The organism is Streptomyces sp. enrichment culture, from assembly GCF_964272855.1.
GTDB lineage: Bacteria > Actinomycetota > Actinomycetes > Streptomycetales > Streptomycetaceae > Streptomyces.
Genome location: NZ_OZ186847.1, coordinates 5,623,676 through 5,647,483, shown reverse-complemented (window position 1 = coordinate 5,647,483; position 23,808 = coordinate 5,623,676). Strand labels below are relative to the sequence as shown.

22 protein-coding genes are annotated in these 23,808 nt (G+C 73.2%); 6 read left to right on the top strand and 16 right to left on the bottom strand.

Annotation, left to right across the window (positions count from 1 at the left end):
- The first annotated feature begins 85 nt into the window (after window positions 1-85).
- Window positions 86-1,534, top strand: a complete 1,449-nt coding sequence (locus ACSU6L_RS24855) for an MFS transporter (protein ID WP_437060172.1) — start codon at window positions 86-88, stop codon at window positions 1,532-1,534.
- On the opposite strand, the gene ACSU6L_RS24850 is transcribed toward ACSU6L_RS24855, so the two are convergent.
- The 6 genes from ACSU6L_RS24850 to ACSU6L_RS24825 form a co-directional block, all read right to left on the bottom strand.
- Window positions 1,496-1,855: an MmcQ/YjbR family DNA-binding protein gene (locus ACSU6L_RS24850; protein ID WP_437060170.1), complete on the bottom strand. Its 360-nt coding sequence runs from the start codon at window positions 1,853-1,855 to the stop codon at window positions 1,496-1,498. The two genes, ACSU6L_RS24855 and ACSU6L_RS24850, sit on opposite strands and share 39 nt — an antisense overlap.
- Window positions 1,852-3,156, bottom strand: coding sequence for a hemolysin family protein (locus ACSU6L_RS24845; protein WP_437060168.1), 1,305 nt, complete (start codon window positions 3,154-3,156; stop codon window positions 1,852-1,854). The genes ACSU6L_RS24850 and ACSU6L_RS24845 overlap by 4 nt, the downstream gene beginning before the upstream one ends.
- Complete coding sequence (gene ybeY / locus ACSU6L_RS24840) at window positions 3,153-3,650, bottom strand: rRNA maturation RNase YbeY (protein ID WP_073938602.1); 498 nt, start codon at window positions 3,648-3,650, stop codon at window positions 3,153-3,155. Before ybeY ends, ACSU6L_RS24845 begins: the two co-directional genes overlap by 4 nt.
- Before the next feature lie 12 nt (window positions 3,651-3,662).
- Window positions 3,663-4,739, bottom strand: coding sequence for a PhoH family protein (locus ACSU6L_RS24835; RefSeq protein WP_073938601.1), 1,077 nt, complete (start codon window positions 4,737-4,739; stop codon window positions 3,663-3,665).
- Between the two features lie 144 nt (window positions 4,740-4,883).
- Window positions 4,884-5,957 (bottom strand): carbohydrate kinase family protein, encoded by a 1,074-nt coding sequence (locus ACSU6L_RS24830; RefSeq protein ID WP_437065040.1) that lies wholly within the window; start codon window positions 5,955-5,957, stop codon window positions 4,884-4,886.
- A 191-nt stretch (window positions 5,958-6,148) separates the two neighbouring features.
- A complete protein-coding gene (locus ACSU6L_RS24825; RefSeq protein ID WP_437060165.1) occupies window positions 6,149-7,438 on the bottom strand; it encodes a glucarate dehydratase family protein in 1,290 nt (429 codons plus the stop codon).
- An 88-nt stretch (window positions 7,439-7,526) separates the two neighbouring features.
- Here ACSU6L_RS24825 and ACSU6L_RS24820 point away from each other — a divergent pair, with 88 nt between their 5' ends.
- On the top strand, window positions 7,527-8,315 hold the full coding sequence (locus tag ACSU6L_RS24820) for an IclR family transcriptional regulator (RefSeq protein WP_437060163.1): 789 nt from the start codon (window positions 7,527-7,529) through the stop codon (window positions 8,313-8,315).
- Window positions 8,316-8,511: 196 nt separating this feature from the next.
- Entirely contained in the window at window positions 8,512-9,855 is a 1,344-nt protein-coding gene (locus ACSU6L_RS24815; protein ID WP_437060161.1) for an MFS transporter, read from the top strand.
- Here the strand turns inward: ACSU6L_RS24815 and ACSU6L_RS24810 are convergent.
- The 5 genes from ACSU6L_RS24810 to ACSU6L_RS24790 form a co-directional block, all read right to left on the bottom strand.
- A complete protein-coding gene (locus tag ACSU6L_RS24810; protein ID WP_437060159.1) occupies window positions 9,819-10,811 on the bottom strand; it encodes an adenosine deaminase in 993 nt (330 codons plus the stop codon). The two genes, ACSU6L_RS24815 and ACSU6L_RS24810, sit on opposite strands and share 37 nt — an antisense overlap.
- Before the next feature lie 20 nt (window positions 10,812-10,831).
- Window positions 10,832-11,737, bottom strand: coding sequence for a ribonuclease Z (locus tag ACSU6L_RS24805; protein ID WP_437060157.1), 906 nt, complete (start codon window positions 11,735-11,737; stop codon window positions 10,832-10,834).
- Window positions 11,738-11,743: 6 nt separating this feature from the next.
- Window positions 11,744-12,097: a histidine triad nucleotide-binding protein gene (locus ACSU6L_RS24800; RefSeq protein WP_073938590.1), complete on the bottom strand. Its 354-nt coding sequence runs from the start codon at window positions 12,095-12,097 to the stop codon at window positions 11,744-11,746.
- A 101-nt stretch (window positions 12,098-12,198) separates the two neighbouring features.
- A complete protein-coding gene (locus tag ACSU6L_RS24795; RefSeq protein WP_437060155.1) occupies window positions 12,199-15,393 on the bottom strand; it encodes a S41 family peptidase in 3,195 nt (1,064 codons plus the stop codon).
- Window positions 15,394-15,438: 45 nt separating this feature from the next.
- The gene (locus ACSU6L_RS24790) at window positions 15,439-15,978 is read right to left on the bottom strand and encodes a hypothetical protein (RefSeq protein WP_437060153.1); all 540 of its coding nucleotides are present in this window, start codon (window positions 15,976-15,978) and stop codon (window positions 15,439-15,441) included.
- A 224-nt stretch (window positions 15,979-16,202) separates the two neighbouring features.
- Here ACSU6L_RS24790 and ACSU6L_RS24785 point away from each other — a divergent pair, with 224 nt between their 5' ends.
- The gene (locus tag ACSU6L_RS24785) at window positions 16,203-16,592 is read left to right on the top strand and encodes a hypothetical protein (RefSeq protein WP_437060151.1); all 390 of its coding nucleotides are present in this window, start codon (window positions 16,203-16,205) and stop codon (window positions 16,590-16,592) included.
- A gap of 2 nt (window positions 16,593-16,594) precedes the next feature.
- On the opposite strand, the gene ACSU6L_RS24780 is transcribed toward ACSU6L_RS24785, so the two are convergent.
- From ACSU6L_RS24780 to hrcA, 4 genes are all read right to left on the bottom strand, one after another.
- A complete protein-coding gene (locus tag ACSU6L_RS24780) occupies window positions 16,595-17,344 on the bottom strand; it encodes a 16S rRNA (uracil(1498)-N(3))-methyltransferase (RefSeq protein ID WP_437060149.1) in 750 nt (249 codons plus the stop codon).
- On the bottom strand, window positions 17,341-18,459 hold the full coding sequence (locus ACSU6L_RS24775) for a nitronate monooxygenase (protein ID WP_437060147.1): 1,119 nt from the start codon (window positions 18,457-18,459) through the stop codon (window positions 17,341-17,343). The genes ACSU6L_RS24780 and ACSU6L_RS24775 overlap by 4 nt, the downstream gene beginning before the upstream one ends.
- Before the next feature lie 99 nt (window positions 18,460-18,558).
- A complete protein-coding gene (dnaJ, locus tag ACSU6L_RS24770) occupies window positions 18,559-19,695 on the bottom strand; it encodes a molecular chaperone DnaJ (protein ID WP_073938582.1) in 1,137 nt (378 codons plus the stop codon).
- Entirely contained in the window at window positions 19,696-20,712 is a 1,017-nt protein-coding gene (gene hrcA / locus ACSU6L_RS24765; protein WP_073938580.1) for a heat-inducible transcriptional repressor HrcA, read from the bottom strand. It abuts the gene before it with no gap.
- Between the two features lie 163 nt (window positions 20,713-20,875).
- Here hrcA and ACSU6L_RS24760 point away from each other — a divergent pair, with 163 nt between their 5' ends.
- Together ACSU6L_RS24760 and ACSU6L_RS24755 are read left to right on the top strand one after the other, a co-directional pair.
- Window positions 20,876-21,607, top strand: a complete 732-nt coding sequence (locus tag ACSU6L_RS24760) for an MBL fold metallo-hydrolase (RefSeq protein ID WP_073938579.1) — start codon at window positions 20,876-20,878, stop codon at window positions 21,605-21,607.
- A gap of 32 nt (window positions 21,608-21,639) precedes the next feature.
- Window positions 21,640-22,443 (top strand): DUF3097 domain-containing protein, encoded by an 804-nt coding sequence (locus tag ACSU6L_RS24755; RefSeq protein ID WP_437060144.1) that lies wholly within the window; start codon window positions 21,640-21,642, stop codon window positions 22,441-22,443.
- 114 nt (window positions 22,444-22,557) lie between these two features.
- Here the strand turns inward: ACSU6L_RS24755 and hemW are convergent, their stop codons facing one another.
- The gene (gene hemW, locus ACSU6L_RS24750) at window positions 22,558-23,790 is read right to left on the bottom strand and encodes a radical SAM family heme chaperone HemW (RefSeq protein ID WP_437060142.1); all 1,233 of its coding nucleotides are present in this window, start codon (window positions 23,788-23,790) and stop codon (window positions 22,558-22,560) included.
- Window positions 23,791-23,808: the final 18 nt, after the last annotated feature.

Here is a 23,808-nt window from a genome sequence, read left to right as displayed (position 1 = left end):
CCTGCCTGTGTGCCGGCTGGTGTTGCCACCACCACCATAAGTTCCGACTCCCCAGCCGTATTCCGACCGCCGGATGCTCATGCACATGGCGATCGACACCACCACCACTTCCAGCCCGACCGTTCCCCGCCCGCCCGACAGCACCCGGTTGTCGACGCGCGACAAACTCGTCCTCTTCGTGCTCTGCGCGGCCCAGTTCATGGTCGCGCTGGACTTCTCCGTGCTCAACGTGGCCCTGCCGGTGCTCGGCGCCGACCTGGGCATGAGCCCGTCCGCGCTGCAGTGGGCGGTGACGGCGTTCGCGCTGCCGTCCGGCGGATTCCTGCTGCTGTTCGGCCGCGTCGGCGACCTGTACGGCCGCCGGAAGCTGTTCCTGTCCGGGCTCGCCCTGTTCGCCGCCGCCTCGGTGCTGGCCACATTCGCCTGGGATCCGGCGTCGTTCCTCGCCGGACGGGCGTTGCAGGGGCTGGGCGCGGCGGCGATCGTGCCGACCGGGATGTCCCTGCTGACCACCACCTTCGCGGAGGGCCCGGCCCGGGACCGGGCGCTGGGGATCTCCGGCACCCTGATGTCGCTCGGCTTCACCGTCGGCATGGTGGCGGGGGGCGTGCTGACCGATGTCCTCGGCTGGCGCTCCACGATGGGCCTGCTCGCGCTGTTCGCCCTGATCGTGCTGCCGCTGGCGCCCGCGCTGCTCCCGGAGTCCCGGACCCCGGACCGGCCCCGCCTGGACGTGCCGGGCGCGGTCACCGTCACCGGCGGTCTGCTCGCCGTGATCTACGCCCTGTCGACCGCCGCCGACCACGGCTTCGGCCGCGTGGACGTCCTGGTCGGCCTGGCCGCGGGGCTCGCCCTGCTCACCGTGTTCGTGGTCGTGGAGTCCCGCTCCGACGCGCCGCTGGTGTCCCTGCCGATGCTGCGCCGCCGCACGGTGGCGTGGGGCAACCTGGGCGGGCTGGTCACCTTCTCGATGATGTCGACGGTGGTCTTCGTGCTGACCCTCTACCTCCAGGAGGTCCTGAGCCTGTCCGCCTTCAAGACCGGACTGGTCTTCGGGGTGCAGGGCGTGCTGTCGGTGGTGGCCGGTTCGTTCACCCCGAGGGTCGTCGCCCGGCTCGGCGCCCGCCGCACCCTGGTCGTCTCCCTCGCGGGGCAGGGCGCGCTGGTCGCCGCGCTGCTCGGCCTCGGCACGGGCGGCTGGTCGGTGTGGCTGGCCACCGCCGCCGTGTCCCTGGCCAGCATGTTCCACCTGGGCGCGATCATCTCGTACGGCCTGACGGTCACCTCCGGCGTCCCCGACGCGGAGCAGGGTCTGGCCACCGGTCTGGTCACCTCCACCCAGCAGATCGGCATCACCGTGGGCATCCCCCTGCTCGGCGTGCTGGCGACGGCCGCGGACGATCTGCTGGCGGGCGTCCACACGGTGATCGCGCTGGACGCGGGGATCGTGCTGGTGGCGGCGGTGCTGGTCGCGGTGGGCCTGCGGCGCCGGGCCTCAGGGGCGGTCGAGGCGGAGTCGCTCGGCGCGCGGTAGGCCGGCCACGACGAGGTCGTACGAGTCCTCGATGAGCTCCCGGACCAGGCGGTCCGGGAGTCCGGCGTCGGCGGTGACCGTGTTCCAGTGGCGCTTGTTCATGTGCCAGCCGGGGACGATCAGGCCCTCGTGCTCGGTGCGCAGGCGGAGGGCGTCCTCCGGGTCGCACTTGAGGTTGACCGTCAGGGGCCGCGCGTCCAGGTTCGTCAGGGCGAACAGCTTGCCCCGGACCTTGAAGACCGAGGTCTCCGGGTTGAACGGGAAGTCCTCCTCGGCCGCGTTGAAGGACAGGCAGAAGGCGCGCAGCTCCTGGGGGGTCACTCGGGTGTCTCCTCCTCGGCCGGGTCGGCCGGGGCCACCGGCTCCACCACCACCGTGACGATCTTGTTGCGGCGGCCGGCGGCGGCCTCGGCGGTCAGCCGCAGCTTCCGCCCGTCGGGGAGCGGCAACAGGGAGAAGGCCCCGGCGATCGGGACCCGGCCGAGCGCCTTGGCGAGCAGGCCGCCGACGGTCTCCACGTCCTCGTCGTCGAACTCGTCGAGGCCGTACAGCTCGCCGAGGTCGGTGATGTCGAGGCGGGCGGTGACCCGGTAGCGGTCCTCTCCCAGTTCCTCCACGGGCGGCAGTTCCCGGTCGTACTCGTCGGTGATCTCGCCGACGATCTCCTCGAGGATGTCCTCGATGGTGACGATGCCGGCCGTGCCGCCGTACTCGTCGATGACGACGGCGACGTGGTTGCGTTCCTTCTGCATCTCGCGCAGCAGGTCGCCGGCGTTCTTGGTGTCCGGGACGAAGAACGCGGGCCGCATCGCCGTGGACACCAGCTCGCTCTCCGCGTCCCGGCTGATGTGCGTCTTGCGGGCCAGGTCCTTGAGGTAGACGATCCCGACGATGTCGTCCTCGTTCTCGCCGGTCACCGGGATCCTGGAGAAGCCGGAGCGCAGGGCGAGGGTGAGGGCCTGCCGGATGGTCTTGTACCGCTCGATGGCGATCAGGTCGGTACGCGGCACCATCACCTCGCGGACCAGGGTGTCGCCGAGTTCGAAGACGGAGTGCACCATGCGGCGCTCCTCGTCCTCGATCAGCGACTCCCGCTCCGCGTAGTCGACCAGGGCCCGCAGCTCCGCCTCGGAGGCGAACGGGCCGTGCCGGAAGCCCTTGCCGGGGGTGAGCGCGTTGCCGATGAGGATCAGCAGCGACGGGATGGGGCCCAGCACCCGGGCCAGCGGCAGCAGCACGTACGCCGCCGCGGTCGCCGTGTGCACGGGGTGCTGGCGGCCGATGGTGCGCGGGGAGACGCCGACGGCGACGTACGACACCAGGACCATCACGGCGATGGCGATCAGCAGCGCCTCGGTGGTGCTGTCGAACTCGTTGAGGCAGGCGTAGGTGACGAGTGCGGCGGCGGCCATCTCGCAGGCGACACGGACCAGCAGCGCCAGGTTGAGGTAGCGGGTCGGGTCGGCGGCGACCTGGGCGAGCTTGGCGCTGCCGCGCCGCCCGGAGCGTACGGCGTCCTCCGCGCGGAAGCTGGAGACCCGCGCGAGGCCCGCCTCCGCGCAGGCGGCGAGCCACGCCACGACCACGAGGGCGATCGCACCGGAGACGAGCGGGATGCTCATGACACGGTGGGGGCCGGGGACGGGCCGGTGAGGCCCTTCTCCGCGCGCCAGCCGTCCACGATGGCGGCCTGCAGGCCGAACATCTCGGCCTTCTCGTCGGGCTCCTCGTGGTCGTAGCCGAGCAGGTGCAGCACACCGTGGACGGTGAGCAGCTGGAGCTCCTCGTCCATGGTGTGCCTGGTCGGCGCGTCGGCGCCCTGCTTGGCGGCGACCTCGGGGCAGAGCACGATGTCGCCGAGGAGGCCCTGCGGGGGCTCGTCGTCGTCCTTCGACGGCGGACGCAGTTCGTCCATCGGGAAGGACATGACGTCCGTGGGCCCCGGCAGGTCCATCCACTGGATGTGCAGCTGCTCCATGGCGTCGGCGTCCACGACGATCACCGAGAGCTCGGAGAGCGGGTGGATGCGCATCCTCGCGAGCGCGTAGCGGGCGATGTCGAGGATCGCCTGCTCGTCGACCTCGGTTCCGGACTCGTTGTTGACGTCGATCGACATGGTCGTGCTGGTCTACTTCCCCTTGGAGCCCTTGGCAGCGGACTTGCCACGGCCCTTGTGGGCGCCGTTCTCCGTGCCGTGCTTGCTGTCGTACAACTCGTACGCGTCGACGATACGGCCCACCAGCTTGTGCCGGACGACGTCGTGGGAGGACAGCCGGGAGAAGTGGACGTCCTCGACGCCCTCCAGGATCTCCTGGACCTGACGGAGACCGGACTTGGTGCCGTCGGGGAGGTCGACCTGGGTCACGTCACCCGTGATCACGATCTTCGAGTCGAAGCCGAGGCGGGTGAGGAACATCTTCATCTGTTCGGGGCTCGTGTTCTGGGCCTCGTCCAGGATGATGAAGGCGTCGTTGAGGGTGCGGCCGCGCATGTAGGCGAGCGGCGCGACCTCGATCGTCCCGGCCGCCATCAGGCGCGGGATGGAGTCGGGGTCGAGCATGTCGTGCAGCGCGTCGTACAGCGGGCGCAGGTAGGGGTCGATCTTCTCGTAGAGCGTGCCGGGCAGGAAGCCCAGGCGCTCGCCGGCCTCCACCGCGGGGCGGGTCAGGATGATGCGGTTGACCTGCTTGGACTGCAGGGCCTGCACCGCCTTGGCCATCGCCAGGTACGTCTTGCCGGTACCGGCGGGGCCGATGCCGAAGACGATCGTGTGCTTGTCGATCGCGTCGACGTACCGCTTCTGGTTGAGGGTCTTGGGCCGGATCGTGCGGCCGCGCGAGGACAGGATGTTCTGCGTCAGCACCTGGGCCGGGGTCTCCAGGCCGTCGCTCTCCCCGTTCTCGCTCGCCTTGAGCATGGCGATCGAGCGTTCCACTGCGTCCTCCGTCATCGGCTGTCCGGTGCGGAGCACCAGCATCATCTCGTCGAACACGCGCTGGATCAGGGCGACCTCACGGGGGTCGCCGACCGCGCTGATCTCGTTGCCCCGGACGTGGATGTCGGCCCCCGGGAAGGCCTTCTCGATCACGCGCAGAAGGGAGTCGCCGGAACCCAGCACGGTCACCATGGGGTGCTGGGCGGGGACGGTGAACTGTGCTCTCGCCTGCCCCTGCGCGGGGGTGTGAGCTGTGGGTGTCTGAGTCATGGGCCGGCGCTTAAGGCCTGCGGTTCCTCCTCATCACGGCCGCGTAGCTGAGGGCGGCCTCGCGATTCCAAGGGTACGACGGGGCACGCGCAACGCCGTAGGGCTTTTCGAACGGGGGCGGCTGCCGCGGTGCCCCGCCCCGCATCACACCGAGCGGCCGAATCCGATCGTCGGCACCGCCCGCCGCAGCGGCCACGGCTGGGCGCAGTCCGCCGGGACCAGGCCGGCGAGGAAGGCGTACCGCTCCAGGGCGGCGGGGTCCTGGTCGTCGATGGAGCGGACCTTGCGCCACCAGGTGGCGATCTCGGACCAGCCGGGCGCGGAGAGAGAGCCGCCGAACTCCTGGACGGAGAGGGCGGCGACGAGACCGGCGAAGGCGAGGCGGTCGGCGAGCCGCCAGCCGGCGAGGGTGCCGGTGACGAAGCCCGCCACGAAGACGTCCCCCGCGCCGGTGGGGTCGAGGGCCTCGACCTCGATGGCGGGGACCTCGGCGGTCTCGCCGGTGCGCCGGTCCACGGCGTACGCGCCCTCCTCGCCGAGGGTGACGACGGCCAGCGGCACATGGGCGGTGAGGGCGTGCGCGGCGGCGCGCGGGCAGGTGGTGCCGGTGTAGCGCATCGCCTCCTCGGCGTTGGGCAGGAACGCCTCGCAGTGCCGCAGGTCGGGGAGGCCGGACAGGTCCCAGGTGCCGGTGTCGTCCCAGCCGACGTCGGCGAAGATCCGGGTGCCCTGGGCGGCGGCCTGGGCGATCCACGGCGCGGAGGTGCCGGGCACCAGGGAGGCGACGGCGGCGCGGGCGCGGGGCGGGCAGTCGGGGGCGGGTTCCTCGGGGGGCGGCTCGTGGCCGTGGGACACCATGGTCCGCTCGCCCTCGTAGGCCATGGAGACGGTGACCGGGGAGTGCCAGCCGGGGACCGTGCGGGAGGGCGTGAGGTCGATGCCCTCGCCCTGGGCGAGCGCGTCCCAGCAGTAGTCGCCGTAGTGGTCGTCGCCGAACGCGGCGGCGAGGGAGGTCTTCAGGCCGAGCCGGGCCAGCGCGGCCGCCATGTTGGCGACGCCGCCCGGGCTGGATCCCATGCCGCGCGCCCAGGACTCGGTGCCGCGCACCGGCGCGGAGTCGAGGCCGGTGAAGATGATGTCGAGGAAGACGGTGCCGGTGAGATAGACGTCCCAGGGCGGGTCGCCGGGCGCGCGCAGGGCGGCGAGCGGGTCGACCAGGGGCGGGCAGCCCTTTCCGGCGGGTCTGGCGAGCGCGGTCGATTCGTCGGCGGCGGTGGGGGCGGCGGCGGACGCGTTCACGGTGCACTCCCTGAACGTGATGCGGATCAGGGCCAGTGTGCACCACACCACTGACAGCGCGACCGCCGTCGCACGGACGTCACCCGTCCCGGCCGTCCCGGACGGCCCTCTCACCAGCGGGGCATCTTCGGGGTCTCCCAGCCGGGCTCCGCCACCCGCATCGCCGCCGCGTCGTCGCGGTCGCGCAGGCGGCCGTCGTCGTCGGCCCATCGGCTGTGCAGGGCGGTCAGCCGGTCGCGGTCGAGTTCGACGCCGAGGCCGGGGGCGTCGGAGACGCGTACGGCGCCGCCGGTGAACGTCAGGCGTTCGGTGAGGACGTCCTCGGACTGCCACGGGTAGTGGGAGTCGCAGGCGTGGTGGAGGTTCGGCACGGTGGCCGCGACGTGGGTCATCGCGGCGAGGGAGATGCCGAGGTGGGTGTTGGAGTGCATGGACACGCCGACGCCGAAGGTGCGGCAGATCGCGGCGAGCTGCTGGGTGTGGCGCAGTCCGCCCCAGTAGTGGTGGTCGGAGAGCACGACCTGGACGGCGTCCCGCGTGAAGGCCTCCTCGATCTCGGCGAACGTCGTCACGCACATGTTGGTGGCGAGCGGCACGGGGGTGCCGGCGGCGACCTCGGCCATGGCGGCGGCGCCGAGGGTGGGGTCCTCCAGGTACTCCAGGACGTCCTCCAGTTCCCGGGCCACCTTCAGCGAGGTGGGGACGGACCAGGCGCCGTTGGGGTCGAGCCGCAGCGGGTGCCCGGGGAAGGCCTCGGCGAGGGCCCGTACGGCGGCGATCTCCTCGTCCGGCGGGAAGACGCCGCCCTTGAGCTTGAAGGAGCCGAATCCGTACCGCTCCTCGAGTGTGCGGGCCTGCGCCACGATCCCCGCGGGGTCGAGCGCGGCACCCCAGTCGTCCGGCTCGGCCGGCACGCCTTCGGGGTGGGCCGCCGGCTTGTAGAAGAGGTAGGCGCTGTACTCGACCGCGTCCCGCACCTTGCCGCCGAGCAGCGCGTGCACGGGCAGCCCGAGCGACTTGCCGAGGGCGTCGAGGCAGGCGACCTCGAAGGCGGAGACGACGGACAGGCGCAGTTTGCCGACGGTCTGGACGCCGCGCAGTCCGTCGACGGCGCCGTCGACGCGGGCGGCGTCCACGGCGAGCCGGTCGGCGAGGGTGAACAGGCCGTTGAGGTCGTCGACCCGGTGCCCTTCGAGGAGGGCGGCGAAGGGCCGTGCCAGGTCGAGGTACTTGGTGTCGCCGTAGGTCTCGCCGACTCCCGTGACCCCCTCCTCCGTGATCACTTCGACGATGAGCCGGGGTGTGTACGGCTGGTGGACGCCCTGGGTGTTGAGCAGCGGCGGGTCGGCGACCAGCACGGGGGTCAGCGTCACCCGGGCGATCCGGAGGTCACTAGGCACGGTCATCTCCCTACGTAGACGACGTTCGCGTACGAAGATAGCGGCCGGGGCCCGCCTCCGCAGCACCCTCGCGCCATACCATCGCCCCATGTCGGAGACAGGCGGCGGCGGTGTCCGCGAGGTGAAGTCGGCGGCGCGCACGGTCGAGTTGCTGGAACTGCTCGCCGAGCGCGGCGACCGTCCGGCCCGGCTCCAGGAGCTGGCGGACGCACTCGGCGTGCCGCGCAGCTCGATGTACGCCCTGCTGCAGACCCTGATCTCGCGCGGCTGGGTGCGCACCGACATCACCGGCTCGCTCTACGGCATCGGTATCCACGCCCTGCTGACCGGCACCAGCTATCTCGACTCCGATCCGCGGGTGCGGCTCGTGCGGCCGTATCTCGACGAGGCGTCGGAGGCGCTGGGCGAGACGATCCACATGGGCCGGCTGGACGGCCCGGACGTGGCCTATCTGGCGACGCGGGAGTCGCACGAATACCTCAGGACCATCAGCCGCGTCGGACGGCGCCTCCCGGCCCACGCGGGCGCCCTCGGCAAGGCCCTGCTGGCCGAACGCCCCGACGGCGCACTGCCCGAGGGCCCGTACCGGACCCTCACCCCCAAAACCCACGCCGACCGGGCGTCGCTCGCCGCCGACCTCGCCGAGGTGCGGGCGCGCGGCTACTCGGTCGACCGCGAGGAGGGCGTGCCCGGCATCGTCGGATTCGGCTTCGCGCTGCGCTACGACTCCCCCGCCCAGGACGCGATCAGCTGCTCGGTGCCGGTGGCCCGGCTGACGCCGGGGCACGAGGAGCGGATCGTGGCCGTCATGCGGGAGATCCGGGCGAAGATCGAGGCGACGGCACCGGCGGCCGGGGGCGCCGCCCACTGGCGATAACCGCCCCCTCACCTGCGAAAGCAATCTCTCCTACCCGGGTTTCGCAGCCCCAAACCGAAGAGTGACCCGGATCACACCCCGCGCGCTTCTTCGCGCAACCGCGTGCTTGATACAAATTGCCCGCGCGTTCCTGTCAGTCGACGGCCTGCGCCCCTCCCCCTTTCTGAGCCTTCTTCCGCATGCCCCGGGAACGCCCGTGTCCGCCCCCCGCACCACCCTGCCCTGGCCCCTCGTCGCCCTCTTCACGGCCGGGTACCTCGCCCCCTACCTGCTGCCCACCACCGTCGGCCGCCTGGACGCGGGACTGCCGCTGACCGCCACCCAGGCAGGCGCCGTCGGCAGCGCGCTGCTCCTCGCCTCGGCGTCGGCGGGCTTCCTGCTCGCCGCGCACGTCGACCGGCTCGGGGCCCGCCTCCTCGCCCGTACCGGCCTCACCCTGGCCGCCCTCGGCTACGGCTGCGCCGCGCTGACCGGCACCGTTCCGGCCGTCGTCGCGGGCGCGGTGCTCGGCGGGTTCGGGTCCGGCACGGTCACCGCGGTCGCCGCGTCCGGCATCGCCGCCCTGGGGGCACCCCCTGCTCGAGCGGAGTCGAGAGCTTGGGGGAGGGACCCGCACCGCGCCTCCACCGCCGGCCTGCTCGGCGTCTCCGCGCTCGCGGGCGCGCTCTATCTGACGGTGCCGCACCTGGGCCCGGCGCACGGGCTGCCGCTCGCCGCGATCGCGCTGACCGCGCTCGCCGTGTGGCCGGTGACCGGCCGGCTGCCCGGCCGCACGGCCGTCCCCGTCGTCCGGGAGGAACGGGCCCGGCTCCCCCACCCGCGCGCCGGTCTCGTCCTCGCCGCCGCCATGCCCTGCTGGTCGCTGGCGCAGAACGCCCTGTGGGGCGTCAGCGGCCGGATCGGGCTGACGCAGGCGCACCTCACCGAGGCGGCCGTCGGTGTCGTCTTCGCCGTCGCGCTCGGCGCGGGCCTGCTGGGCGTGCTGGGCGCCGGGGCGCTCGGGGCGCGGCTCGGGCGGGCGCTGCCGATCGGCGCGGGCACCACGCTGATCGCCGGGTGCATCGCGCTCAGCGCCTCGGCGACCTCCCTGCCGGCCTTCGCGGCCGGCGAGATCGCCTGGAACGCCCTCTACCCGGTGGTCCTGTCGTACGTCATCGGACTCGCCGCCTCCCTGGACCCGCGCGGCCGGTGGGCGGTGCTGGTCGGCTCGGCGTCCGCGCTGGGCACGGCGGCGGGCCCGCTGACCGGCAGCCTGCTGTCCGAGCGGGCGGGCTTCACGGGCATGGGCCTCCTGCTCGCCGCCGGGCTGCTGGTGATCGCCGTCCCGATGACGGCGGTGGCCGTGCTCGCCGGCCGGCGCCGGATCCCTGCGGCGGACCTCACGGTCGTCGAGATCCCGGTCGCGGACATCCCGGTCGTCGAGATCCCGGTCGTCGAGATCCCGGTGGACACCCCCGCCGGCGCCGCCGAGCGGGCCGCCTACGACACTGCGGGGGCACCGGCCTACGGGAACTCGTACGCCTCCACCTCGGCCAGGTAACGCTCCCGCCGCTCCTCGTCGTCCTCCAGGAAGGAGGCCAGGAAGGAGTTGCGGGCCAGTTCGCGCAGCCGCTCGTCGCTCAGGCCGAGTTCACGGCGTACGGCGTCGAAGTTGTCGCCCGCGTAGCCGCCGAAGTAGGCCGGGTCGTCGGAGTTGACCGTGCACAGCAGCCCGGCGTCGAGCATCGCGGGCAGCGGGTGGCCGGCCAGGGTGTCCACGGCGCGCAGCCGCACGTTGGACAGCGGGCACAAGGTCAGCGGGACGCGGTCCCGCACCAGCCGCTCGACCAGTGCCGGGTCCTCCATGCAGCGCAGGCCGTGGTCGACGCGCTCGACGCCGAGCACGTCCAGGGCCTCGGTGATGTACTCCGGCGGCCCCTCCTCGCCCGCGTGCGCGACCCGGCGCAGCCCGAGCGCGGCGGCGGCCTCGTACACCTCACGGAACTTCACCGGCGGATGCCCGACCTCGGCGGAGTCCAGGCCGATGCCGGTGATCCGGTCCAGGTACGGCTTCGCCTCCTCCAGGGTGGCGAGCGCGGACTCGGCGGACTCGTCGCGCAGGAAGCACATGATCAGCTTGGTGGAGACGCCGTGGTCGGCCTCGCTGCGGGCCAGCGCCCGCCACAGCCCCTCGACGACGGTGCCCATCGCCACGCCCCGGGAGAGATGGGCCTGCGGGTCGAAGAAGATCTCCGCGTGCCGGACGCCCTGCGCGGCGGCGCGGGCGAGGTAGGCGTCGGCCAGGTCCTCGAAGTCGCGCTCGGTGCGCAGGACGGCCATCAGCTCGTAGTACAGGTTCAGAAAGGACTGGAGGTCCTCGAACCGGTAGGCCTCACGCAGCTCGTCCGTGGTCGCGTACGGCAGGGTCACCCCGTTGCGGGCGGCCAGCTCGAACGCCGGCTCCGGCTCCAGGGTGCCTTCGATGTGGAGGTGCAGTTCTGCTTTGGGGATGGGCATTATTGCATCGTACGCCCCATTTACCTGCGTTTCGGAACCGGCACTCTCTGCAGGTCGTGCGCCACGGTCAGCTCCCCCTCGAACCCGGCCGCGCGGGCCTGGCGCTCGAACTCCTCGGGGTCGGTGTAGCGCTGACTGAAGTGGGTGAGGACCAGATGCCGCACGTCGCTCGCCTTGGCCACCCGCGCCGCCTGGCCCGCCGTCAGATGTCCGTGCTCGACGGCCAGGTGCTCGTCCTCGTCGAGGAAGGTCGACTCGATGACGAGCATGTCGCAGCCGTCCGCCAGCGCGTACACCCCGTCGCACAGCCGGGTGTCCATCACGAACGCGAACCGCTGCCCGCGCCGGACCTCGCTGACGTCCTCCAGGGTGACCCCGCCGAGCGCGCCCTCGCGCTGGATCCGGCCCACGTCCGGGCCATTGATGCCGTGCGCGGCCAGCCGCTCGGGCAGCATCCGCCGGCCGTCCGGCTCCACCAGCCGGTAGCCGTACGACTCCACGGGGTGGGAGAGCCTGCGGGCCTCCAGCGTGTAGGAGGAGGTGCGGGCGAGGTCGCCGTCCGCGTCGACCGGCGCCTCGATCAGCTTCACCGTCTCCCGGTAGGCGGTGGCGTACCGCAGCCGGTCGAAGAAGCGCTGCCCGGAGCGCGGGTAGTGAGCGGTGACCGGGTGCGGCACCTGGTCCAGGTTGATCCGCTGGATGACGCCCGGCAGGCCCAGCGAGTGGTCCCCGTGGAAGTGCGTGACGCAGATCCGGTTCAGGTCGTGGGCGGCGACACCCGCGCGCGCCATCTGGCGCTGGGTGCCCTCGCCCGGGTCGAAGAGGATGCCCTCGGCGTCCCAGCGCAGCAGGTAGCCGTTGTGGTTGCGGTGCCGGGTCGGGACCTGGCTGGCGGTGCCGAGGACGACGAACTCACGTACGGACACGACGGCTTACCCGGGGGGCCATTCCAGCCCGCGGCCGCCGAGCACGTGCGCGTGCGCGTGCCAGACGGTCTGCCCGGCGCCGCTGCCGGTGTTGAAGACGACGCGGTAGCTGTCCAGCTTGTCCTCGTCGGCGACGGCCTGCGTCTCGCGCAGCACGTCGGCGGCCAGCTCCGGGGCGGCTGCGGCGAGTTCGGCGGCGTTCGCGTGGTGCGCCTTGGGGATCACCAGGACGTGGGTGGGCGCCTGGGGGTTGATGTCCCGGAAGGCGACGGTCGTCTCCGTCTCACGAACGATCGTGGCCGGGATGGTTCCGGCGACGATCTTGCAGAACAGACAGTCGTCCTGTGGCTCCCCTGCCATGTTCCCTCCGGGGGTTTCGCGGTTGATCGTCTCTGGGGGCATCGTATCGTCGCCGGGTGCGGGTGGGCGGGGGCGGTCGCCCGGCGCCGGCCCCGCTCCGGTCACGGCACCGCGGGCGGTGCCTTCGCCGGAGTGGCCTCCAGCGCCTCCAGCGCCAGCCTTATCGCCTCGTCCAGCTGGACGTCCCGCCCCGCCGCGTGGTCCTGCGGGCGCTGTACGACCTCCACGTCCGGGTCCACGCCGTGGTTCTCCACGTCCCAGCCGTAGCCCTCCAGCCAGAACGCGTACTTCGGCTGGGTGACGAGGGTGCCGTCGACGAGGCGGTAGCGGCTGTCGATGCCGATGACGCCGCCCCAGGTGCGGGTGCCGACCACCGGGCCGAGCCCGAGCGCCTTGATCGCCGCGTTGACGATGTCCCCGTCGGAACCGGAGAACTCGTTGGCGACCGCCACCACGGGTCCGCGCGGCGCGTCCTGGGGATAGCTGTACGGCCGCATGCCGCGCGGCACGCCCCAGCCGACGATCCGCCGGGCCAGCTTCTCGACGACGAGCTGGGAGGTGTGGCCGCCCCGGTTCTCCCGGACGTCCACGATCAGGCCCTCGTGGGCGACCTCCACCCTGAGGTCCCGGTGGATCTGCGCCCAGCCGGGCGCCTGCATGTCCGGCACGTGGAGGTAGCCGAGGCGCCCGCCGGACCGCTCACGGACGTACGCCCGCCGGTCGGCGACCCAGGCGTGGTACCGCAGCGGCTCCTCGTCGGCGACCGGTACGACCACGGTGTGCCGCGGCTCGCCGCCGCCGGCCGGCGAGACGGTCAGCTCGACCGGCTTGCCCGCCGTGCCGACGAGCAGCGGCCCGGGCCCGGTCACCGGGTCGACGGGCTGTCCGCCGACCGCGAGGATCGCGTCCCCGGCGCGCACCGCGACGCCGGGCGCGGCGAGCGGGGAGCGGGCCTCCGGGTCGGAGGTCTCGGAGGGCAGCACCCGGTCGACGCGCCAGGTTCCGTCCGCGTGCCGGGACAGGTCGGCGCCGAGCAGGCCCTGCCGGTCCCCGTGGCCGTGGCCGCCGTTCGGGATGACGTAGGCGTGCGAGGTGCCCAGCTCGCCCTGCACCTCCCAGAGGAGGTCCACCAGGTCGTCGTGGGTGGCGACCCGGTCGAGGACGGGGCGGTAGCGGTCCAGGACGCCGTCCCAGTCGACGCCGCTCATGTCGGGCCGCCAGAAGTGGTCCCGCATGACCCGGCCGGTCTCGTCGTACATCTGCCGCCACTCGGCGGCCGGGTCGATCGTCTGGCGCACCCTGGTCAGGTCGACGGTGATGTTGGTGTCGCTGTCGTCGTCGCCGGACGCCCGCCGGTCGCTGGGTACGACCTTCAGCCGCCCGTCGGTCCACAGCAGCACCCGCTTGCCGTCGCCGCTGACCCGGAAGTGGTCGGCGTCGCTCGCCAGGTGTTCCAGGCGCTGCTGGGCGAGGTCGTAGCGCTCCAGCTCGGTGTGCGGGTCGGGGTCGTCCGGGGTGGCCCGGGAGACGCCGAGGACGCCCTGCACGGGGTGGCGCAGCCACAGCACGCCGTCCTTGGCGGCGCGCAGGCCGGAGTAGCGGCCGGCCTCCACGGGGAACGGCACGATCCGGTCGGCGAGGCCTTCGAGGTCGACCCGGGTGGCCGGGGTGCCCTCGCTGTCGGGGGTCTCGTCCTTGTCGGGCGCGTCGAAGGGGCGGCCGTGCCGCTGCGGGCCGAACGGTGAGGGCGTGGTCGCGGCGAGGGTGATCAGGTGCGGGCGGTCGCCGGTGACGAACGCCAGGTCGAAGACGTGCTCGTCGTAGACGGGGTCGAAGGAGCGGTTGGAGAGGAACGCGAGGTGCTTGCCGTCGAGGGTGAAGGCGGGCGCGTAGTCCTGGAACCGCAGCGGGGTCGCCTCGGTGACCGACAGGTCGGTGGTGTTGGCGAGTTTCAGCTGGCACAGCGGGCTGGGCCCGGGGTGCGACCAGGCCAGCCAGGCCGAGTCGGGCGAGAACACCAGCCCGGTGGCGTCGCCGTGCTCGCTGCGGTCGACCTCGCGGACCTCGCCGGTCTCCCGCTCGACCAGCAGCACCCGCCCGTCGTGCGCGGCGACGGCGGCGCGGCTGCCGTCCGGTGCCATGGCCAGGCCCAGCACCCGGCCGAGCCGCCCGGCGGCGAGCCGGCGCGGGGTCGCGCCGGGGGCGAGGCCGGTGGCGGGCGCGAACTCCAGGGCGTCGTCGCCCTCGGCGTCCGTCACCCACATCACCCACTCCTCGCCGTTCACGCGGAAGGTGCGCGGCAGCCGGGCCCGTACGCCGGGTGTGGCGGCGAGGGCGCGGGCGGGGCCGGCGCGGTGGGTGACCCAGTGCACGGCACCGCGCACGGCGACCGCGCTGCCCCGCCCGGTGTGGTCGGGGGCGGCGGCGCCGAACCAGCGGGCGGCGTTCACCCGGTAGGGCTGCCGGTCGGTGCGCTGCCCGCCGAGCCGGATGTCGAGGCGGCGCGGCCCGGCACCGTCGAGGTCGTCCAGCAGCCACAGCTCACCGGCGCAGGCGTAGACGACACGGGTGCCGTCGCTCGCCGCGTGCCGGGCGTAGAAGCCGTCGAGGGGCGTGTGGCGGCGCAGGTCGGATCCGTCGGCGAGGGAGGAGTACACGGCCCCGGTGCCCTCGTGGTCGGAGAGGAAGGCGATGCGGTCGCCGACCCAGAACGGGTACTCGATGTTGCCGTCCAGCTCCTCGTGGAGCCGTACGAACTCGCCCTCGCCCTCGCGGTCGATCCACAGCTTGCCCGCCGTACCGCCCCGGTAGCGCTTCCACCAGGCGGCCTCGCGGCCCATCGGCGCGGACAGCAGCACCGGGTGCGGGCCGTGGGCGACGTCGCCGACGGGCCCGTACGGCAGGCGGGCGGCCGGGCCGCCGTCCAGCGGGACGGCGTGCGCCCAGCTGCGGCGCAGGCTGGCCTGCCCGTGCGTGGTGAGGGCGAGGACCCGGCCGTCGGGCGTCCAGCCGCGCACCTGGGTGCGCCAACTGCCCCAGTGGGTCAGCCGCTTGGACGGTCCGCCGTCGACCGGCGCGATGTGCACCTCGGGGGCGCCGTCCCGGGTGGAGGTCCAGGCGACGGTGGTGCCGTCGGGCGAGACGCGCGGGTGGGTCACCGGCACGTTGTCGGCGCTGACCCGCCAGGCCCGCCCGCCGTCGAGGGGGGCGAGCCACACGTCGTCCTCGGCGGTGAAGGCCACCAACTCGCCGTGCGGATGCGGAAATCGGAGATACCCCGGCGTGGACTCAGTCACTCGATCACCCTATGCAGGGGCGGCGCCCGTGACCAGCGGTTTCGGTCACTTCCCCGGGGGCCAGCACTCCGGGTCGCCGTGGCACCAGACGGTCTTGGTGACGGTCACCGTGACGGCCGGGTCGGGGCCGGTGCCGGGCGGGCGGTTCACGGGCGGGGTGCTGGGGGCGGTGCAGTCACCGAGGCCCTTGACGTGGAACCACTCCTTGCCGTCGACCTTCGCGACGATGTCCCCGCGGATGCAGCGGCCGTCGACCGCTCGGGTCACCTTGCCGCTGACGGTGATCTCCTTGCCGTCGGAGGTCTCGCCCTGGCACTCGACGTCGGCGACTGTGTCCTCGCTCGCGGCGGGCGTCGAGCGGCCGTCGTCACCGAAGTTCGCGGTGCAGGTCAGCCACCGCACGTCCGCCTTCTGCCGCTCCAGTTCCCGGGTCACGGTCTGGTCGGTGGTGTACGCCACGGTCGCCGCGCTCAGCCCGCCCGGATCGCAGGCCGCGGCGCCGACGGCGACGGCCGCCACGAGTGACGCCGTCGCGGCCGTCCGGCGGGCTCTCGGCCGACCCCAAATCCGCCTCAAAGCACCCATGGTGGGCATGCTCCCACTGTCTCGCGTGCCGCGGTAGGCCGCATACGGCCACTCGGGGGCCCCGCGCGTCACAATCGGGTCTCGCCCCAACGCCCCGCCCGGGAGGACGGTTGCCGCCGCCCACCCGCTCCGCTCCCGACGCTCCCGGCCCCGGCGTACCGGCGGGGACGCTGCCGACGGAAAACCCGGCGCCTGATCGGCGAGACGTCCCCTAGCCTGGCGCGATGCGCAAGAAGGGCAGCCTGCGGAAGCTCGTGGTGGACGAGTCGACGACCTACCTGTGGAGTGTCCGGCACCGGCACGGGGACGGGCAGCCGTGCGAGGAGGTGGTCAGCCTGCACCGGGACGGGAAGCGCACGCGGATCGTCTTCCGCGAGGGTCCCAACCGGCCCGTCCAGGGCGGCTACCAGCCCGGCGGATACGTGATCGACGAGCATCACAACGGGCTCAACCTGAACGAGCCGGGCAGCGTGCGCGCGCTCGTCGACGAGGCGACGCGGCGCGGACTGCTGCCCGGCGCCCGGCAGGTGGACGGCTGGGAGCTGCTGCGGGCCGTCGCCGCCCGCCGCGCGGCGGCGGAAGGTCAGGCGCAGGGCCCGGCAGAGGGTCCTTGAGGTCAGTCCCAGCGGCCCGTGCGGCCGAGGAGGAGGGCGGCGGCGGCCGTACCCGCGGTCGAGGTGCGCAGCACGCTCCGGCCGAGGACGTACGCCTTGGCGCCGGCCTGCCGGAACAGCTCCAACTCGTCGGCGGCGACACCGCCTTCGGGTCCGACGACCAGCACGATCTCGCCCTCGGCGGGCAGTTCGGCGGTGGCCAGCGGCTCGCTGCCGTACTCGAAGTCCGAGTGCAGCACGGCGGCGAAGTCGGCCCGCGCGAGCAGGGCGGCGACCTGCTTGGTCGTCGCCGCCTCCGCGACCTCGGGGAAGCGGACCCGGCGGGACTGCTTGCCGGCCTCGCGGGCGGTCGCGCGCCACTTGGCGAGGGACTTCTGCCCGCGGTCGCCCTTCCACTGGGTGATGCAGCGGGCGGCCTGCCACGGCACGATCGCGTCGACGCCGACCTCGGTCATGGTCTCGACGGCGAGTTCCCCGCGGTCGCCCTTGGGCAGGGCCTGGACGACGGTGATGCGGGGCTGCTCCGGCGGCTCCTCGGAGACCGAGTCCATCTGGACGATCAGCCGGTCCTTGCCCTCGGTGCCGAGCACCACGCAGTCGGCCCAGGTCCCGGCGCCGTCGGTGAGGATGACGTCCTCGCCGGGCCGCAGCCGCTTGACCGAGACGGCGTGCCGTCCCTCGGGGCCGTCGAGGACGTACCGGCCGCCGCCGCCCGCGTTGAAGTGCTCGACCACGAACACCGGTGCCGTCATGCCGTGCCACCGCCCGACAACGCTGTCCGAGCCGCCGCGAGTTCGGCCGCCAGCACCTCCACGAGCTGACCGGCGGGCAGTTCGCGGGCCATCCGGTGGCCCTGCCCCGCCCACAGCGCCATGCCCTGCGCGTCACCGGCCCTGGCGGCCGCCTTGCGCAGCGGGGCGGTCAGGTGGTGCAGGTCGGGGTAGGCGGCGGGGGCGTACGGCCCGTGTTCGCGGACGAAGCGGTTGACGAGTCCGCGCGCGGGCCGGCCGGAGAAGGCGCGGGTGAGCGCGGTACGCGTGAACAGCGGGTTGGTGAGCGCCTGCTTGTGCACGGCGTGGGCGCCGGACTCGTGCGTGGCCACGAACGCGGTGCCGAGCTGGGCGGCGCTCGCGCCCGCGGCGAGGACGGCGGCGATCTGGCTGCCGCGCATGATGCCGCCGGCGGCGACGAGGGGCAGCCGTACCGCCTCACGGACCTGGGCGAGCAGCGACAGCAGCCCGATGCCGGAGCCGTCGTTCTCCGCGATGTCCCGGTGGGTGCCCTGGTGGCCGCCCGCCTCCACGCCCTGCACGATCACGGCGTCGGCGCCGGCCTGTTCGACGGCGCGGGCCTCGTCGGCGGTCGTGGCGGTGACGAGGGTGAGGGTGCCGGCGCGGCGCAGTGCGTCGAGGACGTCGCGGCCCGGGACGCCGAAGTGGAAGGAGACGACCGGCACGGGGTTGTCCAGCAGCACCGCGAGCTTGGCGTCGTAGCCGTCGTCCCGGCCGCTGTCCGGGTCGCCCAGCTCGGTCTCGTACCAGGCGGCCTCACCGGCGAGCTGGTGGGCGTAGACGCCGACGGCGGCGGCATGAGAGGGCGCGGCGCCAGCCGCTCCAGTGGAGCCGCTGCTTGCAGCGGGGTACTCCGGGTGCGGCATGAACAGGTTCACGCCGAAGGGGCGGCCGGTGAGCCCCCGCAGCTGCTTGATCTCCTGGTACATGCCGTCCGCCGTCTTGTACCCGGCGGCCAGGAAGCCGAGCCCCCCGGCCTCGGACACGGCCGCGGCGAGCTGCGGCACGGAGACACCGCCCGCCATGGGGGCCTGCACGATCGGATGGGGGAAGAGATCGGTCAGTGCGGAGGACATGACCGCATGGTGTCACGTCCCCCGAACAAGACCGAATCCGCCCCGCGTATGGCATAGACCACAGGCACCACCTGGGCCGAGCCACCCCGAGGACGCTTCTCAGCGGCCGTTGAAAGCGTCCTTCAAACGCGAGAACAGCCCCTGCTGTCCCGGCTGGAACTGCCCCTGCGGGCGCTCCTCGCCGCGCAGCTTGGCGAGCTCGCGCAGGAGGTGTTCCTGCTCCGGGTCGAGCTTGGTCGGGGTCTGCACCTCGACGTGGACGATGAGGTCTCCCCGGCCGCCGCCGCGCAGATGCGTGACACCGCGGCCGTGCAGCGGGATCGACTGGCCGGACTGCGTGCCCGGACGGATGTCGACCTCCTCCATGCCGTCCAGCGTCTCCAGCGGCACCTTGGTGCCGAGGGCCGCCGCCGTCATCGGGATCGTCACCGTGCAGTGCAGGTCGTCGCCGCGCCGCTGGAAGACCGGGTGCGGGAGTTCGTGGATCTCGACGTAGAGGTCACCGGCGGGGCCGCCGCCGGGCCCGACCTCGCCCTCACCGGCGAGCTGGATCCGCGTGCCGTTGTCGACACCGGCCGGGATCTTCACGGTCAGGGTGCGACGGGACCGCACCCGGCCGTCGCCCGCGCACTCCGGGCACGGGTTCGGCACGACCGTGCCGAAGCCCTGGCACTGGGGGCAGGGACGCGAGGTCATGACCTGGCCCAGGAAGGACCGGGTGACCTGCGAGACCTCACCGCGTCCACGGCACATGTCACATGTCTGAGCCGAGGTGCCCGGCGCCGCGCCCTCACCGCTGCAGGTGGAGCAGACGATCGCGGTGTCGACCTGGATGTCCTTGGTCGTGCCGAAGGCCGCCTCGTCGAGCTCGACCTCGATCCGGATCATGGCGTCCTGGCCCCGGCGGGTCCGCGAGCGCGGGCCGCGCTGCGACGCCGTGCCGAAGAACGCGTCCATGATGTCGGAGAAGTTCCCGAAGCCACCCGCGCCGAAGCCGCCGGCACCCGCGCCGCCGCTCTGCGAGAGGGGGTCGCCGCCGAGGTCGTAGACCTGCTTCTTCTGCGGGTCCGACAGCACCTCGTAAGCGGCGTTGATCTCCTTGAACCGCTCCTGGGTCTTCGGATCGGGGTTGACGTCCGGGTGCAGCTCGCGGGCGAGCCGCCGGAAGGCCTTCTTGATCTCTTCCTGCGACGCGTCGCGGCGCACGCCGAGAACGGCGTAATAGTCCGTGGCCACTTACGACTCCGCCAGGATCTGTCCGACGTACCGTGCCACCGCTCTTACCGCTCCCATCGTTCCCGGGTAATCCATGCGGGTCGGTCCGACCACGCCGAGCTTGGCGACTGCCTCGCCGCCCGAACCGTAGCCGACCGACACCACCGACGTGGAGTTGAGTCCCTCGTGGGCGTTCTCGTGACCGATGCGCACGGTCATGCCCGAATCCTTCGCCTCGCCCAGCAGCTTGAGGAGCACGACCTGCTCCTCCAGCGCCTCCAGGACAGGCCGGATGGTGAGGGGAAAGTCATGTCCGAAGCGGGTCAGATTGGCGGTGCCGCCGATCATCAGCCGCTCCTCGGTCTGCTCGACCAGCGTCTCCAGCAGCGTGGCGAGCACCGTCTGCACGGTGCCGCGATCCTCGTGCTCGAACGCCTCGGGGAGATCCTGCACCAGCTGCGGCACATCCGTGAAACGGCGGCCGGCGACCCGGCTGTTCAGCCGGGCCCGCAGATCCGCCAGGGACGTCTCGCCGAACGGCGCCGGGCAGTCGATCATCCGCTGCTCGACCCGTCCGGTGTCGGTGATCAGGACGAGCATCACCCGCGCGGGTGCCATCGACAGCAGCTCCACGTGCCGCACCGTGGACCGGGTCAGCGACGGGTACTGCACGACGGCGACCTGCCGGGTGAGCTGCGCCAGCAGCCGTACCGTGCGGGCCACGACGTCGTCGAGGTCGACGGCGCCGTCGAGGAAGTTCTGGATCGCGCGCCGCTCGGGCGCGGTGAGCGGCTTGACCTCGGCGAGCTTGTCGACGAAGAGCCGGTAGCCCTTGTCGGTGGGGATGCGCCCGGCGCTGGTGTGCGGCTGGGCGATGTACCCCTCGTCCTCCAGGGCGGCCATGTCGTTGCGGACCGTGGCCGGTGAGACGCCGAGGCTGTGCCGCTCGGTGAGCGCCTTGGAGCCGACCGGCTCCTCGGTTCCGACGTAGTCCTGGACGATGGCGCGCAATACCTGAAGCCGTCGTTCACTGAGCATCCGCGCACACCTCCAGCGGTTCGTCCCCTTGGCGCTCCCCCTGGCACTCTGCGCATGCGAGTGCCAGCCTTACCCGGCCCAGTGTACGGCCGTCGGGTACGCCCCGGGCAAGGCCGGTCCTGCGAGGTCGTGCCCGCGGGGGCGTCACGGTTAGCGTCGCGGTATGACGGTGACTTGGGAAGAGCTGGGATGGGAACGGCTCGCGACCGGGGTCGGCCGGTGCCGCCTGCCGGGCTGGGACTGCACGGCCGGACTGGTGCGGGGGCACGGCACGGCGCTGCTGATCGACGCGGGTTCCAGCCTCGCGGAGGGCGCCCGGCTGCGCGCGCAGGCCGAGCGGCTGGCCGGCGGTCGTGTGACCCATCTCGCGCTCACGCACCCCCACTTCGATCATGTCTTCGGCGCGGCGGCGCTGGCGGGGGCGGAGGTGTTCGGGGCGGTCGGCGTGGACGCCGCGCTGACGTCCCGGCGGGCGCGGGCGGAGCTGCGGGGGGACGCGATGCGCCACGGCCTGGACGAGGCGGCGGCGACGGAGGCCGCGGACACCCTCGTCGCGCCCCGCCACCACGTGTCCGGCGAGTGGACGCTGGACCTGGGCGGCGGCCGGCAGGCGCTGCTGGCCAACGTGGGCCCCGGGCACACCGCGCACGACCTGGTCGTCCTCGTCCCCGGCGATCCGGAGGTCGTCTTCTGCGGCGACCTGGTCGAGGAGTCCGGCGAGCCGCAGGCCGGCCCCGACGCGGTCCCGGCCCGCTGGCCGGACGCCCTGGACCGGCTGCTGTCCCTCGGCGGCCCGGACGCGGTCTACGTGCCCGGCCACGGGGCGGTGGTGGACGCGGCGTTCGTACGGCGGCAGCGCGACACGCTCGCGGCCCGTTTCGGCGTGTCGCCCTGAGCGCGCCCGGCACTGTCCATATCGTCATCCGAATGCGCCAGTACTCTCCGGACCTGACCCCGCCCTGGAAGAAGCCCCAGCCCGTCCCGGAGGTCCCGGCGGAGCCCGGCCTGGTGGTCGAGGAGCCGGGGACCGGGTTCTGCGGTGCGGTGATCCGCTGCGAGGCGGGCACGGTGACGCTGGAGGACCGCTTCGGCAAGCACCGGGTGTTCCCGCTGGAGCCGCGCGGGTTCCTGCTGGAGGGCCGGGCGGTGACCCTCGTACGGCCGTCCTCCGGTCCCGTACGGCCCACCCGTACGGCATCCGGCTCGGTCGCCGTCCCCGGCGCCCGAGCCCGCGTGGCCCGCGCCGGGCGCATCTACGTGGAGGGCCGCCACGACGCCGAACTGGTCGAGAAGGTGTGGGGCGACGACCTGCGCGTCGAGGGCGTGGTCGTGGAGTACCTGGAGGGCGTGGACGACCTCCCGTCGATCGTCGCCGGCTTCGCGCCGGGCCCGGACGCGAGACTGGGCGTCCTGGTGGACCATCTCGTCCCCGGCTCCAAGGAGTGGCGCATCGCGGAATCCGTCACCAGCGAGCACGCCCTGGTGGTCGGCCATCCGTACATCGACATCTGGCAGGCGGTGAAGCCGTCCGCCCTGGGCATCCCCGCCTGGCCGGACGTCCCGCGCGGGCAGGACTGGAAGACCGGCGTGTGCCGGGCGCTGGGCTGGCCGGAGAACACCGGGGCGGTGTGGCAGGCGATCCTGAAGCGGGTGGGGTCGTACAAGGATCTGGAGCCGGAACTCCTGGGCAGGGTGGAGGAGCTGATCGACTTCGTGACGGTGTCGCCCTAGGGACGCCCCCTAGCCGCGGGCAGCCGTGCCGCCGCTGCGGCACGGGTGGGCGTGACGGCACCCCGCCCGCGCGAGGCGAGCGAGCCCCCTGGACGGCAACCGCAACGCCGGGGCCTAGTCCACCAGGTCCCGCACCACCGCGTCCGCCAGCAACCGCCCCCGCAGGGTCAGTGCCGCGCGCCCCTCCTCGTACGGTCCGCGCCGGAGCAGTCCGTCGGACAGGGCCCGGTGCGCGGCTTTCAGCCCGTCCTCGCGGAGCAGGCTCAGCGGCACCCCCTCCCGCAGCCGCAGCTCCAGCAGGATCCGCTCGACCCGCCGGTCCTCCTCGGACAGCTGCTCGCGTCCGGCACCCGGGGAGCGGCCCTCCGCCAGGGCCGCCGCGTACGCGCCCGGGTGCTTCACGTTCCACCAGCGCACCCCGCCGACATGGCTGTGGGCGCCGGGGCCCGCGCCCCACCAGTCGGCGCCCCGCCAGTACAGCTCGTTGTGCAGGCAGCGGCCCGCCTCGGAGGTGGCCCAGTTGGACACCTCGTACCAGTCGTAGCCCGCCGCCGAAAGCCGCTCCTCGGCGATCAGATAGCGGTCGGCGTGCACGTCGTCGTCGGTCATCGGGATCTCTCCGCGACGGATCCGGCGGGCCAGCTGGGTGCCCTCCTCGACGATCAGCGCGTACGCCGAGACGTGGTCCGGACCGGCGCCGAGGGCCGCGTCCAGCGAGGCCCGCCAGTCGTCGTCGGACTCGCCGGGGGTGCCGTAGATCAGGTCCAGGTTGACGTGCGCGAACCCGGCCGCCCGCGCCTCCGCCACGCACGCCTCCGGGCGCCCGGGGGTGTGCGTGCGGTCGAGGACCCTCAGCACGTGCTGCTTCGCGCTCTGCATCCCGAAGGAGATCCGGTTGAAGCCGCCCTGCCGCAGCTCGGCCAGGTAGGCGGGGTCCACGGACTCGGGGTTCGCCTCCGTCGTGACCTCCGCGTCGGCCGCGAGCCCGAACTCGTCACGGATCGCCCCCAGCATCCGTACGAGGTCACCGGCGGCCAGCAGGGTCGGCGTGCCGCCGCCGACGAACACCGTGCGGACCTCGCGCGGGTCGTCGCCGAGGACCTTGCGGGCGAGGCGGATCTCGTCGATCAGGGTCTCGGCGTAGTTGTCGCGGGAGGCGAGGACACCGCCGGTGCCGCGCAGCTCGGTGGCGGTGTAGGTGTTGAAGTCGCAGTAGCCGCAGCGGGTCGCGCAGTAGGGGACGTGCAGATAGAACCCGAGGGGGCGGTCGGCCGCCCCGGCGAGCGCGGACGCGGGCAGCGCGCCGTCGGCGGGGACGGGCTCGCCGTCGGGGAGTGCGGAAGGCATGTCCTCCATTGTCCCGCA